This window comes from Pseudomonas sp. FW305-20 (assembly GCF_058788075.1).
Map to the genome: position 1 here is coordinate 35,880 of NZ_JBYTAJ010000040.1, position 15,447 is coordinate 51,326.

General features: G+C 60.0%; 15 protein-coding genes. 12 read left to right on the forward strand and 3 right to left on the reverse strand.

Annotation, left to right across the window (positions count from 1 at the left end; genetic code table 11):
• The first annotated feature begins 167 nt into the window (after positions 1–167).
• On the forward strand, positions 168–1,517 hold the full coding sequence (locus AC3WP4_RS25150) for a spinster family MFS transporter (RefSeq protein WP_074874166.1): 1,350 nt from the start codon (positions 168–170) through the stop codon (positions 1,515–1,517).
• Between the two features lie 181 nt (positions 1,518–1,698).
• Here the strand turns inward: AC3WP4_RS25150 and rapA are convergent, their stop codons facing one another.
• Complete coding sequence (gene rapA, locus AC3WP4_RS25155) at positions 1,699–4,545, reverse strand: RNA polymerase-associated protein RapA (RefSeq protein ID WP_102616304.1); 2,847 nt, start codon at positions 4,543–4,545, stop codon at positions 1,699–1,701.
• A 218-nt stretch (positions 4,546–4,763) separates the two neighbouring features.
• Here rapA and AC3WP4_RS25160 point away from each other — a divergent pair, with 218 nt between their 5' ends.
• The 3 genes from AC3WP4_RS25160 to ccoM all read left to right on the forward strand — a co-directional run bounded on the left by AC3WP4_RS25160 (position 4,764) and on the right by ccoM (position 5,625).
• Positions 4,764–5,105, forward strand: coding sequence for an aspartate-semialdehyde dehydrogenase (locus tag AC3WP4_RS25160; RefSeq protein WP_074874171.1), 342 nt, complete (start codon positions 4,764–4,766; stop codon positions 5,103–5,105).
• A 100-nt stretch (positions 5,106–5,205) separates the two neighbouring features.
• Entirely contained in the window at positions 5,206–5,367 is a 162-nt protein-coding gene (locus AC3WP4_RS25165; protein ID WP_095128014.1) for a hypothetical protein, read from the forward strand.
• 144 nt (positions 5,368–5,511) lie between these two features.
• The gene (ccoM, locus tag AC3WP4_RS25170) at positions 5,512–5,625 is read left to right on the forward strand and encodes a cytochrome c oxidase subunit CcoM (RefSeq protein ID WP_010462558.1); all 114 of its coding nucleotides are present in this window, start codon (positions 5,512–5,514) and stop codon (positions 5,623–5,625) included.
• 265 nt (positions 5,626–5,890) lie between these two features.
• Here ccoM and AC3WP4_RS25175 read toward each other — a convergent pair whose 3' ends face one another.
• On the reverse strand, positions 5,891–7,366 hold the full coding sequence (locus tag AC3WP4_RS25175) for an inorganic phosphate transporter (protein ID WP_074874173.1): 1,476 nt from the start codon (positions 7,364–7,366) through the stop codon (positions 5,891–5,893).
• Between the two features lie 376 nt (positions 7,367–7,742).
• The gene (locus AC3WP4_RS25180; RefSeq protein ID WP_007935837.1) at positions 7,743–7,943 is read right to left on the reverse strand and encodes a hypothetical protein; all 201 of its coding nucleotides are present in this window, start codon (positions 7,941–7,943) and stop codon (positions 7,743–7,745) included.
• Positions 7,944–8,171: 228 nt separating this feature from the next.
• Here AC3WP4_RS25180 and AC3WP4_RS25185 point away from each other — a divergent pair, with 228 nt between their 5' ends.
• The 8 genes from AC3WP4_RS25185 (at position 8,172) to pcaG (ending at position 15,363) form a co-directional block, all read left to right on the forward strand.
• Positions 8,172–8,318 (forward strand): hypothetical protein, encoded by a 147-nt coding sequence (locus AC3WP4_RS25185; RefSeq protein WP_156886730.1) that lies wholly within the window; start codon positions 8,172–8,174, stop codon positions 8,316–8,318.
• Positions 8,319–8,614: 296 nt separating this feature from the next.
• Positions 8,615–9,457: a pca regulon transcriptional regulator PcaR gene (gene pcaR / locus AC3WP4_RS25190; protein ID WP_074874175.1), complete on the forward strand. Its 843-nt coding sequence runs from the start codon at positions 8,615–8,617 to the stop codon at positions 9,455–9,457.
• Between the two features lie 128 nt (positions 9,458–9,585).
• Positions 9,586–10,932, forward strand: a complete 1,347-nt coding sequence (gene pcaK, locus AC3WP4_RS25195; protein WP_074874177.1) for a 4-hydroxybenzoate transporter PcaK — start codon at positions 9,586–9,588, stop codon at positions 10,930–10,932.
• A gap of 283 nt (positions 10,933–11,215) precedes the next feature.
• Positions 11,216–12,073 carry a CoA transferase subunit A gene (locus AC3WP4_RS25200; protein ID WP_074874180.1) on the forward strand — a complete coding sequence of 286 codons (858 nt, stop codon included), beginning with the start codon at positions 11,216–11,218 and terminating at the stop codon, positions 12,071–12,073.
• Positions 12,073–12,852 (forward strand): CoA-transferase subunit beta, encoded by a 780-nt coding sequence (locus AC3WP4_RS25205; RefSeq protein WP_102616305.1) that lies wholly within the window; start codon positions 12,073–12,075, stop codon positions 12,850–12,852. The genes AC3WP4_RS25200 and AC3WP4_RS25205 overlap by 1 nt, the downstream gene beginning before the upstream one ends.
• Complete coding sequence (pcaF, locus tag AC3WP4_RS25210; protein ID WP_173860494.1) at positions 12,849–14,054, forward strand: 3-oxoadipyl-CoA thiolase; 1,206 nt, start codon at positions 12,849–12,851, stop codon at positions 14,052–14,054. The genes AC3WP4_RS25205 and pcaF overlap by 4 nt, the downstream gene beginning before the upstream one ends.
• Before the next feature lie 36 nt (positions 14,055–14,090).
• Entirely contained in the window at positions 14,091–14,795 is a 705-nt protein-coding gene (pcaH, locus tag AC3WP4_RS25215) for a protocatechuate 3,4-dioxygenase subunit beta (RefSeq protein WP_074874186.1), read from the forward strand.
• A gap of 1 nt (position 14,796) precedes the next feature.
• A complete protein-coding gene (pcaG, locus tag AC3WP4_RS25220) occupies positions 14,797–15,363 on the forward strand; it encodes a protocatechuate 3,4-dioxygenase subunit alpha (RefSeq protein WP_102616307.1) in 567 nt (188 codons plus the stop codon).
• The last annotated feature ends 84 nt before the right edge of the window (positions 15,364–15,447 follow it).

The following is a 15,447-nucleotide window of genomic DNA, read 5'->3' on the forward strand; positions in this document are numbered from 1 at the left end:
AGCGTTAGAGCGTTTGGACATAAATGGTGGATCAGCTGCGACATCTTCCATGGGCGGATATCAGCTTTACAAATAATGACAGACAGCTCTCGCGGGCCTGACTAGATTGCAGGTTCCGGGCTCGGATGCGCTGACAGAAGCCCCAATAACAATAAAGAGACGGACCCATGCAGAACTCGACCCAAGCGGCGAATGCCTGGCGCATTCTGTTCCTGCTGTTCCTGGCCAACCTGTTCAACTTCTTCGATCGCACCATTCCGGCCATCATCATCGAACCGATCCGTATGGAATGGCATCTCAGCGACTTTCAGCTGGGGATCATCGGCACGGCATTCACTCTCGTGTATGCGATTGCCGGCCTGCCTCTGGGACGGATGGCCGATACCGGTTCACGCAGCAAATTGATGGGCTGGGGCCTGGCGGCGTGGAGCGGGCTGACGGCGGTCAACGGACTGGTGGGGAGTTTCTGGGCTTTCCTGATCGTGCGGATGGGCGTCGGCATCGGCGAAGCCAGTTATGCACCGGCCGCCAATTCCTTGATCGGCGACCTGTTCCCGGCCCACCGTCGGGCACGGGCGATGGGCATTTTCATGCTCGGCTTGCCGCTGGGGTTGCTGCTGGCGTTCTTCACCATCGGCGCGATGGTCAAGGCCTTCGACAGCTGGCGCGCGCCGTTCTTTATTGCGGCAGTGCCGGGGTTGATCCTGGCGATCTTCATGTTCTACATCAAAGAACCGAAACGCGGCGCCGCAGAGAGTGTGAAAGTCTCGCAGGAGCGCGTAGACCGGCCGATCCGCCGGGTGCTGGCGGTGCCGACTTTCCTGTGGCTGGTAATGGCGGGGCTGTGCTTCAACTTCGCCACGTATGCCTGCAACTCGTTTCTGGTGCCGATGCTGCAGCGCTATTTCCTGATGCCGTTACAGGAAGCGGCGGTGGCGACCGGGGTGATCGTCGGCGTGACCGGGTTGTTCGGCCTGACACTGGGTGGTTGGGTGGCGGACAAGATTCACCAGCGGGTGGCCAATGGGCGACTGCTGTTTGCCGCGTTCAGCTTGATCATCTCGACGGTATGCACGGCTTGGGCGCTGCATTCCGGGCGAATCGAGATCGGCGTGTTTGTGGCGGTGTTCAGTGTGGGCTGGTTGTTTGCCTACAACTTCTACACCTGCGTTTACACCGCCATTCAGGACGTCGTCGAGCCGCGCTTGCGGGCTACGGCCATGGCGCTGTTTTTTGCCGGGTTGTATTTGCTGGGTGGTGGTTTGGGGCCGGTGGTGGTGGGCGCATTGTCCGACCACTTTGCGCAGACGGCGATGCTCTCGGCCGGTGCTGAGCAGATGACCGAGGCGTTCAAGGCTGTCGGCTTGCATGACGCGATGTATTTGATCCCGGTAGCACTGTTTTTCACCATGGTGTTTCTGTTCCTGGCTTCGCGGTGTTTTGTGCGCGATGCCAAGCGGATGAAGGAAGGATTGGTGGCGGTGGTTGAGCCAGCGGGTTCTGCGGTCACGGCGTAATGATCGTTCCCACGCTCCGCGTGGGAATGCCTCAAGGGACGCTCCGCGTTCCAGCTCTCGAAAGGGACGCAGAGCGTCCCGGGCTGCATTCCCACGCAGAGCGTGGGAACGATCAGAAGAACCAAAAAAAGGCCCGCATCGCTGCGGGCCTTCTTTGTTTTAGCGGGGCTGAGCAGGGGACTTAGCCCGCCACCAACACCCGAATCGCTTCCAGTCGCAGCGCAGCCTTGTCGAGCATGGCCAGGCCTTGCTCGCGTTGCTTGCGCAAGGCGACCAGTTCGCTGTCGCGCACCGTCGGGTTGACTGCTTGCAACGCGGTCAGGCGCGCCAGTTCTTCGTCGGTGTCAGCGGCCAGGCGACGCTGCGCCTCAGCCACGCGCTCGGCGTGACGCGGGAAGATCTTCTCTTCACCGGCGTTGATCCGTGGCGTCAGCTGATCGCGCTGGGCCTGGATGAACTTGTTGGCACTGGCGCGCGGCACGCTTTCCAGCTGATCGTTTAGGGTTTCGAACGACACCCGGGCCGACAGGTCGTTGCCATTGGCATCGAGCAGGCAACGCAGGGCGGCCGGCGGCAGGTAACGGCCCAGTTGCAGCGAGCGCGGGGCAACCACTTCGCTGACGTAGAGCAGTTCCAGCAACACAGTGCCTGGCTTCAGCGCCTTGTTCTTGATCAGCGCCACGGCGGTGTTACCCATGGAGCCGGACAAGACCAGGTCCATGCCGCCCTGAACCATCGGGTGTTCCCAGGTAATGAACTGCATGTCTTCGCGAGACAGCGCCTGGTTGCGGTCGTAAGTGATGGTCACGCCTTCGTCGTCGCCCAGCGGGAAGCTGGCGTCGAGCATTTTTTCGCTCGGCTTGAGGATCAGCGCGTTTTCCGAATGGTCTTCGCTGTCGATGCCAAAGGCGTCGAACAGGGTTTCCATGTAGATCGGCAGGGCGAACTGGTCGTCTTGCTCAAGGATGTCCTCGACCAGTGCATCACCTTCACCAGCGCCGCCGGAGTTGAGTTCCAGCAAGCGGTCACGGCCGGTGTGCAGCTCGGCTTCCAGGCGCTCGCGCTCGGCGCGGGCTTCGTCGATCAGCGCTTGCCACTCGCCGTCGTCGGCATTTTCCAGCAGCGGCAGCAGGCGCGGGCCGAACTGATGCTGCAGGGCGTTGCCAGTCGGGCAGGTATTGAGGAACGCGTTCAGCGCCTCGTGGTACCACTGGAACAGGCGCTGTTGCGGGCTGGTTTCCAGGTACGGCACGTGCAGTTCGATGATGTGCTTCTGGCCGATCCGGTCCAGACGACCGATACGCTGCTCCAGCAGGTCCGGGTGCGACGGCAGGTCGAACAGCACCAAGTGGTGCGAGAACTGGAAGTTACGACCTTCACTGCCGATTTCCGAGCAGATCAGCACTTGCGCGCCAAATTCTTCGTCGGCGAAGTAGGCGGCGGCGCGGTCACGCTCGAGGATGTTCATGCCTTCGTGGAAGACCGTGGCCGGGATGCCGGAGCGCACGCGCAGGGCGTCTTCCAGGTCCATGGCGGTTTCGGCGTGGGCGCAGATCACCAGCACTTTGGTGCGCTTGAGCATCTTCAGTGTGTCGATCAGCCATTCGACGCGCGGGTCGAATTTCCACCAGCGTTCTTCTTCATTGGCGTCCGGCTGGGCCTGGAAACTGACTTCCGGGTACAGCTCGGCGTGATCGCCCAGCGGCAGTTCGAGGTATTCGTCAGGGCAAGGCAGCGGATACGGATGCAGCTTGCGCTCCGGGAATCCCTGCACGGCGGCGCGGGTGTTGCGGAACAGCACGCGGCCGGTGCCGTGGCGATCGAGCAGTTCGCGGACCAGGCGGGCGCTGGCTTCGATGTCGCCATCGTTGACGGCGGTCAGCAGCGCTTCGCCTTCGTTGCCGAGGAAACCGTGAATGGTCTTGTGCGCTTCAGGCGACAGGCGGCCCTTGTCCAGCAGCTCCTGGACGGCTTCGGCCACCGGGCGATAGTTTTCGCTCTCGGCGCGGAAGGCGTGCAGGTCATGGAAACGGTTCGGATCGAGCAGGCGCAGACGCGCAAAGTGGCTGTCCTGACCCAGTTGTTCCGGGGTCGCGGTCAACAGCAGGACGCCGGGAATGACTTCGGCCAATTGCTCGACCAGCGAGTATTCAGGGCTGGCCTTGTCTTCGTGCCATACCAGGTGGTGCGCTTCGTCGACGACCATCAGGTCCCAACCGGCGGCGAACAGCGCGTCCTGGGCCTTCTCGTCTTCCACCAGCCATTCGAGTGCAACCAGCGCGAGCTGGGTGTCTTCGAACGGGTTGGCGGCATCGCTTTCGATAAAGCGTTCTTCGTCGAACAGCGCAACTTGCAGGTTGAAGCGGCGGCGCATCTCGACCAGCCACTGGTGCTGCAAGTTCTCCGGAACCAGGATCAGCACGCGGTTGGCGCGGCCCGAGAGCAGTTGGCGATGGATCACCAGACCGGCTTCGATGGTTTTACCCAGGCCCACTTCGTCTGCCAGCAAAACCCGCGGTGCAATGCGGTCGGCGACTTCACGGGCGATGTGCAGCTGGTGCGCGATCGGTTGCGCACGCACGCCACCGAGGCCCCAAAGTGCGGATTGCAATTGGCGGCTGGTGTGTTCCAGGGTGTTGTATCGCAGGGAAAACCAGGCCAGCGGGTCAATCTGCCCGGCGAACAAACGATCGCTGGCCAGACGGAACTGAATGAAGTTCGACAGTTGGGTTTCCGGCAGGGTAACCACTTCGTTGTGCCCGTTGAGGCCGTGGTAAACCAGCAGGCCGTCGACGTCGTCGACTTCTTGTACGGTCAGTTTCCAGCCTTCGAAGTGAGTGATCGAGTCACCCGGCGAAAACCGCACGCGGGTGAGGGGCGCATTCCGTAGCGCGTACTGGCGAGTCTCGCCAGTGGCCGGGTAGAGCACGGTCAACAAGCGGCCGTCCTGTGCCAGAACGGTGCCTAAACCCAGCTCGGCTTCGCTGTCACTGATCCAGCGTTGCCCCGGTTGATACTGCTGCGCCATGCTGCCTGACTCCCACCTTGAAAAAGCGGGCTATCTTAACGGAATGAGGGCTTCAGGGCCAAAGGACTCTCATAAAAACTCGCAGTCTTACGTTAGTCCAACGATGCAACGCTTGCAGGTCGGGGCACCTATTCGTGCCAAACGGGTCACAGTTTGCGACCGATGGCTCAAGTCGCCATCCCCGCAGCCGACAGCCTGCTGACAGGAGACTAATAATTATGCTGCCACCGATACTCCCCTTGAGTGCCGTGCCAATCACCTCACAGCAGGATCCGATTCGCCAGCGGCCGGATATTCCACCCGTGGTGCCGGTGCAGGAAAGCTCCAACGAAAGCACCATCGACCTGCAACAGCGCGATCCGCAGGAGGCGGCGTTTCAGCTGCGCGAGGAACAGCGCCGCAAGCAGGAACAACAAAGGCGTCGCCGTGAAGCCGATGAAGATCCTGAAGAACACCTGGCGATTCCCGGTGATGAACTCAACGCCGACAACACCGTGCCGGTGGCGCCATTGATGGAAGATCAGCCACGGCAGGGGTTGTGGGTCGATATCCAGATTTGAGCTCACGGCTGGTCAGCGCTGCCATCAGACCGCATTATTGGCACATCCATGCCTGCACATACGGCAACTGAATTTCATTCCAGGCGATGCACTGAACACCATGAGCCAAGACGACAAGCTGATCGACCTCAACGCCGAACGCGCCAAGCGGGTTCATGACCTTAATGAAAAGCGCCTGAACGAAGTGCGCCAGGCCTTCGAGCACGCCATGCCGTTGGGTAAAGCGAAGAAAAAGCCGAAGAACAAACCGAAAAAGCGTTGAAACACCCTGCATTGATTGATGCAGGTCAGTTATTTCCCCTCCTTTACGCCCAGTCTCGGGCGACATTGATCCCGGTCAATTTCTTCTCCTGCCTGATTGGTTAACTTAGCCCCATCGCAACAAGGCAATTGCAGGAGGCCAGTCATGTTTTTCGACAACGTGGTGATCGCCGGAGTGCTGACAGTCGGCCTCATGGTTCTGTTTTTTGCAGGGTTTGGATTTTTTATCTGGAAGGATTCGCATAAGCGCAAGCCGTAGGTCTTTCTGGAAGCAATGAGCACGCAAGGCATTTTGGGCAACTTCGGTTGCCCTTTTTTTTGTCTGCGATTTATTGATTCCCACGCTCAGCGTAGGAATGCAGCCCGGGACGCTCCGCGTCCCTTTCGAGAGCTGGAACGCGGAGCGTCCCTTGAGGCTTTTCCACGCAGAGCGTGGGAACGATCGATGTGGTGTTTTGAGTTTTCGGTGGGCAATAAAAAGGCGCGAACCTCACGGAACGCGCCTTTTTCGTTGCAGCGATGTATCAGCTGCCCAGTGCCTTCGACGCCATCCAGAACAGGCCGGCCGACAGCGCCACTGTGGCTGGCAGGGTCAGGACCCAGGCCAGCAGGATGGTTTTGACGGTGCCACCTTGCAGGCCGCTTTTATTGGCGACCATGGTGCCGGCCACGCCCGAGGACAGCACGTGGGTGGTGGAAACCGGCAGGCTGAAGATGTTCGCCATGCCGATCAGGCTCGCCGTAGTGATCTGTGCCGACATGCCTTGGGAGTAAGTCATGCCCTGCTTGCCGATCTTCTCGCCGATGGTCAGAACCACGCGCTTCCAGCCCACCATGGTACCCAGGCCGAGGGCCAGGGCGACCGCCAGGATCACCCAGAACGGGGCGTATTCGGTGGTAGTGGTCAGGTCTTTGCGCAGCTTGTCCAGGTCGGCCTTTTCACGGGCAGCGAGACCAGGCAACTTGCTGACTTTCTTCGCCGTGTCGTCCAGGCAGAGCAGGTAGCGACGCACTTCGATGCGGCTTTCCGACGGCAGCGAGTGGTAGTCCGCTACACCTTTAAGGGTGCCGAGCAGGGCGGTGATGGTCGGTTCGGTCTGTTGCGGGTTGCAACGGAATTTCTCCGGCAGATCGCCTTCCACGCTTTTGCCCAGGGCCAGGAACTCACCCAGCGTATCGGCATTGCGCTTGTAGAACTGGCTCAGGTGCAGGGTCGCGTCGCGAGTCCGCTCGATCTGGTAAGTCGTGCTACCCAGGTCGAGTACGAACTGCGCCGGCACGATACCGATCAGCACCAGCATGATCAGGCCGATACCTTTCTGGCCATCATTGGAACCGTGCACGAAGCTCACGGCCATGGCCGAGATAACCAGTACCAGGCGGTTCCAGAACGGCGGGTGCTTCTTGTCATCGATCTTGCGGCGCTGCTCCGGTGTCTTGTGCATCTTCGACAGCGGACGCCACCATTTAAGGCCGATCAATATCAGAGCTGCGACCAGGAAGCCCGCCATTGGCGAGAATACCAGGGACGCTCCGATATCAATTGCCTTCTGCCAGTTCACGCCATCAGCCAACGGAATCTCGTTGATCAAGGCGTTGGCAAGGCCGACACCGAGGATCGACCCGATCAGCGTATGGGAGCTGGAAGCCGGGATACCGAAGTACCAGGTGCCCAGGTTCCAGGTGATAGCGGCGGCGAGCAGCGAGAACACCATGGCCAGCCCGTGACCGGTGTTCACATTGATCAGCAGTTCTACCGGTAGCAGGTGGACGATGGCATACGCCACGCCGACACCGCCCAGCAGCACGCCGAGAAAGTTGAACACACCGGAAAAGAACACCGCCAGATGGGGCGGCATGGCTTTGGTGTAGATAACAGTGGCCACCGCGTTAGCGGTGTCATGAAAGCCGTTGATGAACTCGAAGGCGAGGACAAAGGCCAGGGCGAGCAAGAGGCTCACAAGCACCCAAGCATCTAGTCCGCTGAATAAATCGATCATGAAGGTTTTCTGACCCGGTCGTAAGGGGGCGCGATTATGCCAGAAAAGACTGCTAATCGATGCACTAGGTGCTCATCGGTAACATTCTTCAACGAATTAATTTGCGGCAACAGCCCAAGCCCCAGGTTTTTACTGGGTTTTGCAAGTCATTGAATTTCTTTGAAAAGACCGCAGCCACACGGCGTTCTCTCGTAAGAGCACGAGGTTTTAACGCTTGTGTGAAATTTCTGAAAAGAGGGCCAGACATGCGCCATTTACCTCATCCGGTGGGTGAGGTGGCCGCTGCCCGCTGGTAGCGGGCGCGAAAGGCGTCATCGATACATCCCGCTTTTAACGGGTGCAGATGCAGACCCTTGAAAGGATTCAGGCCGAGGGCTCATGGCTCCTCGGCTTTGAGTTCCTTTTCCATTTTCTGCAATTCTTGAGTGAAAGCCTGATCCTGAACGGTGGCGCGTTTACGCCAGGGTTTGCGTTCCGGTTCGGGCTGAGCGGCGTAGGTGGTGACTTCCCCGCCGTAAACTTCCTTGTAACGTTGTTCCTGGCGCTCAAGTTCCGCGCGCAGTTCGTCTTTCGTCACAGTGCTACCTGATTGAGTTGAGATAAATTCTGGTGAAACGACTGCATCAAATGTAGTTGACCACGCTCGTCGAATGGAACAAGGCCCGTGAAGGCATCATTTTTTTACGGCGTTGCGATCAATTACTTCCATGTTGCAGGCGGCCACGGCACCAGAGATAAACAGCTGACGTAGCATCAGTTTCCTGTTTCAGCGAACACCTGGCGACGCATTTGAAATGAGTATCAGGTGGTTGCTGAGGGCAACGGCGATGGAACATCGCGCTACCGGGTGGCGGAATCGGCAAGTAAAAACCGGTTACCACTGAATTTCATTATAGCGGTCGATCTGAAGAACACTATCGCCAAGGAGTTAAAAGTAGGTCTTGATGTGTGATTGTTTTGTTACTCACAACTTTATGCGGCTAACTAGGTGGCTCTGCCGCCCGGCGTTACAGTGATGTCTTTTCTGGCGCCATGAAGTCGAACAAGTTAGGACAATTACATCGAGCCTTCTAGTCAGCGTCACAGCCAGTGTAAAAACAGGTGCAAGCCCGTTCACTATTCGGGCTGATCCGATTGCGATTATCGGTCGACGGTTCGATAATCGAACAGTCTTGCCTGTCCGGGGTTGTGTGAGGGACCGGCTGCCGCTTGTAATAGCCGCTGAACCGTGTGGGAAAAGGACCTTATATGAACGATCAAATGCGCAATTCCTTCGCTTCAGTGGCGCCGCCGATCGTTGCCTCGCCCGCCAAGCGGATCCAGGCAATGACCGGCGACCCGGATTTCATGACATCCCTGGCTCGAGGCCTGGCCGTGGTGCAAGCGTTCCAGGAGCGTAAACGTCACCTCACCATCGCCCAGATCAGCCACCGTACGGAAATTCCCCGCGCCGCTGTGCGACGTTGCCTGCACACGCTGATCAAACTCGGCTACGCCACCACCGACGGTCGAACCTATTCGCTGCTGCCTAAAGTGCTGACCCTTGGCCATGCCTACGTGTCCTCGACGCCCTTGGCGGTTTCTGCCCAGCCCTACCTGGATCGGATGAGCGAGCAACTTCATGAAGCCTGCAACATGGCCACTCTGGAAGGCGATGACATCTTGTACATTGCTCGTTCGGCTACCACCCAGCGACTGATTTCCGTCGATCTGTCGGTCGGTGGACGTCTGCCCGCCTATTGCACTTCGATGGGGCGGATTCTACTCGCGGCGCTGGATGATACTTCACTGGGCGAGTACCTCGACCATGCCGAGCTGCAAGCCAAGACCAGCCGAACCTTGCACACCCCCGAGGCGTTGCTCGAATGCCTGCAAGAGGTGCGGCAGCAAGGTTGGTGCATCGTCGATCAGGAACTGGAACAAGGTTTGCGCTCGATTGCCGTTCCGGTGTACGACGCTTCCGGCCAAGTGGTCGCGGCGCTCAATGTCAGTACTCACGCCGGCCGAGTCAGCCGCAATGAGCTGGAACAACGTTTCCTGCCCGGCCTTCTGAGCGCGAGCCGCGACCTCAGCGCGCAACTCTTCGCCTAAGCTGTTCGATAAACGCACAGAGTCGTGTTTATCGAATTGACGCTCTTTCCCCAAGATCACTAATGTCGCGGCAGCGCCAGCCTTGGCTGGCTCCTATCCGACTGCGTTCTTTGCGTGGAATAAAAATAATGAACCAGCCCCAGTCTGCTGTAGGAAACTGCCTCGACGTGCAGTCCTTCATCAATGCTCAACCCATTTCGCGCTACCAATGGCGAGTGGTGATCCTGTGTTTCCTGATTGTTTTCCTCGATGGCCTCGACACGGCGGCCATGGGTTTCATCGCCCCAGCCCTGTCTCAGGATTGGGGCATCGACCGCGCCAGTCTCGGCCCGGTGATGAGCGCGGCGCTGATCGGCATGGTCTTCGGCGCACTGGGTTCTGGCCCATTGGCTGACCGTTTCGGGCGAAAAATCGTACTGGTGGGCGCGGTGCTGTTGTTCGGCGCATTCAGCCTGGCTTCGGCTTACAGCACCAACGTCGATCAGTTGCTGGTGCTGCGCTTCCTCACAGGCCTGGGCCTGGGTGCCGGCATGCCGAACGCCACGACGCTACTGTCCGAATACACCCCGGAGCGCAAGAAATCCCTGCTGGTGACCAGCATGTTCTGCGGCTTCAACCTGGGCATGGCGGGCGGCGGTTTCATTTCCGCGAAACTGATTCCGGCCTTTGGCTGGCACAGCCTGCTGTTGATCGGCGGGATCTTGCCGCTGATCCTCGCCGTCGTATTGCTGTTCTGGCTGCCGGAATCGGCGCGCTACCTCGTCGTCCGCAATCGCGGCACTGACAAAGTGCGCAAGACCCTGGCGCCCATCGATCCAATCGTCGTCGCCCAGGCTTCCAGCTTCAGCGTGCCGGAACAGAAGACCGTGAAGGCTCGCAACGTGTTCGCGGTGATCTTCTCCGGCACCTACAGCACGGGCACCTTGTTGCTGTGGCTGACCTACTTCATGGGGCTGGTGATCGTTTATCTGCTGACCAGTTGGCTGCCGACGCTGATGCGTGACAGTGGCGCGAGCATGGAGCAGTCGGCATTCATCGGTGCGTTGTTCCAGTTTGGCGGGGTATTGAGCGCGGTGGGCGTGGGCTGGGCGATGGACCGGTTCAATCCGCACAAGGTTATCGGCATTTTCTACCTGTTCGCCGGGGTGTTTGCCTACGCGGTAGGGCAGAGCCTGGGCAACATCACGCTGTTGGCGACGTTGGTGCTCGTGGCCGGGATGTGCGTCAACGGCGCGCAATCGGCGATGCCTTCACTGGCGGCGCGGTTTTATCCGACGCAGGGGCGGGCGACCGGGGTGTCGTGGATGCTCGGGATTGGCCGTTTCGGCGCGATTCTCGGTGCGTGGATGGGCGCAACGCTGCTGGGGCTGGGCTGGAACTTCGAGCAAGTACTCACGGCGTTGGTGATTCCAGCGGCATTGGCGACCACGGCGGTGGTGATCAAGGGCATGGTCAGCCATGCGGATGCGACTTGAGGAGAGGCGTCTGATTTTTCGTTGAGCCTGCGGCCCTCATCGCGAGCAGGCTCGCTCCCACAGGAGAACGCGGTCAATTGTGGGAGTGAGCCTGCTCGCGATGCTTTTGATCGATCAGTGTGGAGATCGGTAGGCAGACAACAATGTGTTCGATAAACGAACACTCAGTCGATTATCGGATTGTTTGGCGTTTTTCAGGGGCTTACTCTTCAGTCACTCCGGCGCTGCGCATCGCGCCCTTTTTCTTCCACTGTCGGTTCATAACAAAACGGGAGCCTGCCCCATGGCTGAAATCCTTTCGCTGCACGACGCGGTGAAGCAATTCGTCAACGACGGCGATACCGTCGCGCTCGAAGGCTTCACTCACCTGATCCCTACGGCGGCGGGTCACGAAATCATTCGCCAGGGCAAGAAAGACCTGACCCTGGTGCGGATGACGCCTGACCTGATCTACGACCAGTTGATCGGCGCCGGTTGTGCTCGCAAGCTGATTTTCTCCTGGGGGGGCAACCCGGGCGTCGGTTCGCTGCATCGACTGCGTGACGCCGTCGAGAAACAGTGGCCGCACGCGCTGGAAATCGAAGAGCACAGCCATGCTGACCTGGCAAACGCCTACGTCGCTGGCGCTTCCGGCCTACCGTTCGCGGTGCTGCGTGCCTACGCCGGCTCCGACCTGCCGAAGGTCAACCCGCTGATCAAAACTGTCACGTGCCCATTCACCGGTGAGGTATTGGCGGCCGTGCCTTCGGTGCGCCCGGACATCACTGTGATTCACGCGCAGAAAGCCGACCGCAAAGGCAACGTGCTGCTGTGGGGCATTCTCGGTGTGCAGAAAGAAGCCGCACTGGCCGCCAAGCGCTGCATCGTTACCGTCGAAGAAATCGTTGACGACCTTAATGCACCGATGAACGCCTGCGTTCTGCCGACCTGGGCGTTGAGCGCGGTCTGCCACGTCCCTGGCGGCGCGCATCCGTCCTACGCTCACGGCTACAACGAGCGCGATAACCGTTTCTACCAGGCTTGGGACCCGATTGCCCGCGACCGTGAAACCTTCACTGCGTGGATCAACGAGTACATCCACGGCTGCGCTGACTTCAGCGAGTTCCAGGCCAAGCTGGCCGCTGCTTCGGAGGCCAAGTAATGACTTACACCACCAATGAAATGATGACCGTCGCTGCTGCCCGTCGTTTGAAAAACGGTTCGGTGTGTTTCGTCGGCATCGGCCTGCCGTCGAAAGCCGCCAACCTGGCGCGTCTGACTTCCTCGCCGGATGTAGTCCTTATCTATGAATCGGGTCCGATTGGTGCCAAGCCAAGCGTACTGCCGCTGTCGATCGGTGACGGCGAGTTGGCGGAAACCGCTGACACTGTCGTCCCGACCGGTGAGATTTTTCGCTATTGGTTGCAGGGCGGGCGTATCGACGTCGGTTTCCTCGGCGCCGCGCAAGTCGACCGCTTCGGCAACATCAACACCACCGTGGTCGGCGATTACCATCAACCAAAAGTCCGCCTGCCGGGTGCCGGCGGTGCGCCAGAGATCGCTGGTTCGGCGAAAAGCGTGTTGATCATCCTCAAGCAGTCGGCGCGTTCCTTTGTCGACAAACTCGATTTCATTACTTCGGTCGGCCATGGCGAGGGCGGAGATTCGCGCAAGCGTCTCGGCCTGCCGGGCGCCGGTCCGGTCGGCATCATTACCGACCTGTGCATCATGGAACCGGAAGTCGGCACCCATGAATTCGTGGTCACTGCGCTGCACCCGGGCGTGACCCGCGAGCAAGTGACCGCCGCAACCGGTTGGGCTGTTCGTTTTGCAGAAAATGTTGAAAACACTGCCGAGCCGACCGAAGTCGAACTGAAGGCGCTGCGTGATCTGGAAGCCCGCACCGCCGCCGCCCACGGCCAAGCACCGGGAGAAGCCTGATGCGTGACGTTTATATCTGCGATGCGATTCGCACCCCCATCGGCCGTTTCGGCGGTGGCTTGTCGGCGGTTCGTGCCGACGATCTGGCCGCCGTGCCGATCAAGGCGCTGATGGAGCGCAACCCGTCGGTGGACTGGAGCGCAGTGGACGAGGTGTTCCTCGGTTGCGCCAACCAGGCCGGCGAAGACAACCGCAACGTAGCGCGCATGGCGTTGTTGCTGGCGGGCCTGCCGGAAACCATTCCGGGCGTGACCCTCAATCGCCTCTGCGCCTCGGGTATGGATGCCATCGGCACGGCGTTCCGCGCCATCGCCAGTGGCGAGATGGAGCTGGCAATTGCTGGCGGCGTCGAGTCGATGTCCCGCGCACCGTTCGTGATGGGCAAGGCCGATGCGGCGTTCTCGCGCAACATGAAGCTGGAAGACACCACCATCGGTTGGCGTTTCATCAACCCGTTGATGAAAGCCCAATACGGCGTGGATGCGATGCCGCAGACCGCCGACAACGTGGCTGACGATTACGAAATTTCCCGCGAGGATCAGGACGCTTTCGCACTGCGCAGTCAGCAGCGGACAGCCGCCGCGCAAGCCGCAGGATTTTTCGCCGAAGAAATCGTTGAAGTGCGGATTGCCCACAAGAAAGGGGAAAGTGTCGTCAGCCAGGATGAGCATCCGCGCGCCGACACCACCTTGGAAACCCTGGCCAAACTCAAACCGGTCAACGGTCCTGACAAAACCGTCACCGCCGGCAATGCTTCCGGGGTGAACGACGGTGCAGCGGCGTTGATCCTGGCCTCGGCCGACGCCGTGAAAAAGCACGGCCTGACTGCCCGCGCCAAAGTGCTGGGCATGTCGAGTGCCGGTGTCGCACCCCGGGTGATGGGCATCGGCCCGGTGCCGGCGGTGCGCAAATTGACCGAGCGTCTCGGCCTGGCCGTCAGCGATTTCGACGTGATCGAACTCAACGAAGCCTTCGCCAGCCAGGGGTTGGCGGTGCTGCGCGAACTGGGGCTGGCGGACGATGCGGCCCAGGTCAACCCCAACGGTGGCGCCATTGCCTTGGGCCATCCGTTGGGCATGAGCGGCGCGCGCCTGGTATTGACCGCGCTGCATCAGCTGGAAAAGACCGGTGGCAAGAAAGGTCTGGCGACCATGTGCGTCGGCGTCGGCCAGGGTCTGGCCTTGGCGATCGAACGGGTCTGACGCGTAGCGTGACTAATAAGAACTGAGGAGTGCTTCATGACTGACAAGCCTGGTTACCGCCGCCCGCAAGAGGGCACCCAGCCGGAGTACCTGCACCCGGCCTATCAATCCACCAACCGTCGCTCGCCGTCCAAGCCGTTGGTGTTTTTGCCCCATTCGCTGTCGGAAATTACCGGTCCGACCATCGGTGCCGAGCGCATTCAAGCGCAGGACAACGACCTGACCGCCCAGCACAAGGGCGAGCCACTGGGCGAGCGCATCATCATTCATGGCCGCGTGCTGGATGAAGATGGTTTGCCGGTGCCGGGGATTCTGGTGGAAATCTGGCAGGCCAACGCCGCCGGTCGCTACAACCATGATCGCGATCTGCACGACGCACCGCTGGACCCGAATTTCACCGGCACTGGCCGCACCGTGACCGACGCCGATGGCTGGTATCAATTCCAGACCATCAAGCCCGGCGCCTATCCGTGGGGCAACCACCACAACGCATGGCGCCCGGCACACATCCATTTCTCACTGTTCGGGCCGAGCATTCTGACGCGGCTGGTCACGCAGATGTATTTCCCGGGCGACCCACTGCTGGCGTATGACCCGATCTACAACTGCGTACCGGATACCAGCGCCAAAGAGCGTTTGATCGCCAGTTTCGACCTGGAAAAAACCATCCCTTCCTATGCCCTCGGTTATCGCTGGGACATCGTCTTGCGCGGCCGCGAAGCCACGCCGATGGAGAAATAAGATGACGCTGAACGCGACCACATCCCACACCGTCGGACCGTATTACCACATCGGTTTGACCTGGCTGAACCGCGAAGACCTGACCGTCGAGCAAACCCTCGGCGAGCGCGTGGCGATCACCGGGCAAGTGATTGATGGCAACGGCGACATCGTCAACGACGCAATGCTGGAAGTCTGGCAGGCCAACGCCGCCGGCAAGTATGACCATCCCGAAGACGATCAGGACAAACCCCTGGACCCGCACTTCGAAGGGTTTGGCCGGGTGCCGGTGGATGCCGAAGGGCGCTTCCGTTTCACCACGATCAAGCCGGGCAAGGTGGAAGGCCTGAAAGGCACGACTCAGGCGCCGCATCTGGTGGTGCTGGTGTTTGCTCGCGGGCTGGTGAAGCACTTGCTGACGCGGATTTACTTTGACGGCGAACCGGCCAACGTGGCGGATCCGCTGCTGGAATGTGTGCCGGCTGAACGTCGCAGCACCTTGCTGGCGAAGCAGGATGCGTCCGGTGTGTACCAGTGGAATGTGATCCTGCAGGGCACCGACGCTGAGACGGTGTTCTTCGATTATTGATTCCAACCTGATCGTTCCCACGCTCTGCGTGGGAATGCATCCCGTGACGCTCCGCGTCACAGTGGACGCAGAGCGTCCATGGCG

Coding starts and splice junctions, on each gene's coding strand:
- ccoM (WP_010462558.1), top strand. CDS start 5,512: ATGTTTTTCGACAACGTGGTGATCGCCGGAGTGCTGACAGTCGGCCTC.
- AC3WP4_RS25160 (WP_074874171.1), top strand. CDS start 4,764: ATGCTGCCACCGATACTCCCCTTGAGTGCCGTGCCAATCACCTCACAG.
- AC3WP4_RS25150 (WP_074874166.1), top strand. CDS start 168: ATGCAGAACTCGACCCAAGCGGCGAATGCCTGGCGCATTCTGTTCCTG.
- AC3WP4_RS25175 (WP_074874173.1), bottom strand. CDS start 7,366: ATGATCGATTTATTCAGCGGACTAGATGCTTGGGTGCTTGTGAGCCTC.
- pcaK (WP_074874177.1), top strand. CDS start 9,586: ATGAACCAGCCCCAGTCTGCTGTAGGAAACTGCCTCGACGTGCAGTCC.
- AC3WP4_RS25165 (WP_095128014.1), top strand. CDS start 5,206: ATGAGCCAAGACGACAAGCTGATCGACCTCAACGCCGAACGCGCCAAG.
- pcaG (WP_102616307.1), top strand. CDS start 14,797: ATGACGCTGAACGCGACCACATCCCACACCGTCGGACCGTATTACCAC.
- AC3WP4_RS25200 (WP_074874180.1), top strand. CDS start 11,216: ATGGCTGAAATCCTTTCGCTGCACGACGCGGTGAAGCAATTCGTCAAC.
- pcaH (WP_074874186.1), top strand. CDS start 14,091: ATGACTGACAAGCCTGGTTACCGCCGCCCGCAAGAGGGCACCCAGCCG.
- rapA (WP_102616304.1), bottom strand. CDS start 4,545: ATGGCGCAGCAGTATCAACCGGGGCAACGCTGGATCAGTGACAGCGAA.
- AC3WP4_RS25205 (WP_102616305.1), top strand. CDS start 12,073: ATGACTTACACCACCAATGAAATGATGACCGTCGCTGCTGCCCGTCGT.
- pcaR (WP_074874175.1), top strand. CDS start 8,615: ATGAACGATCAAATGCGCAATTCCTTCGCTTCAGTGGCGCCGCCGATC.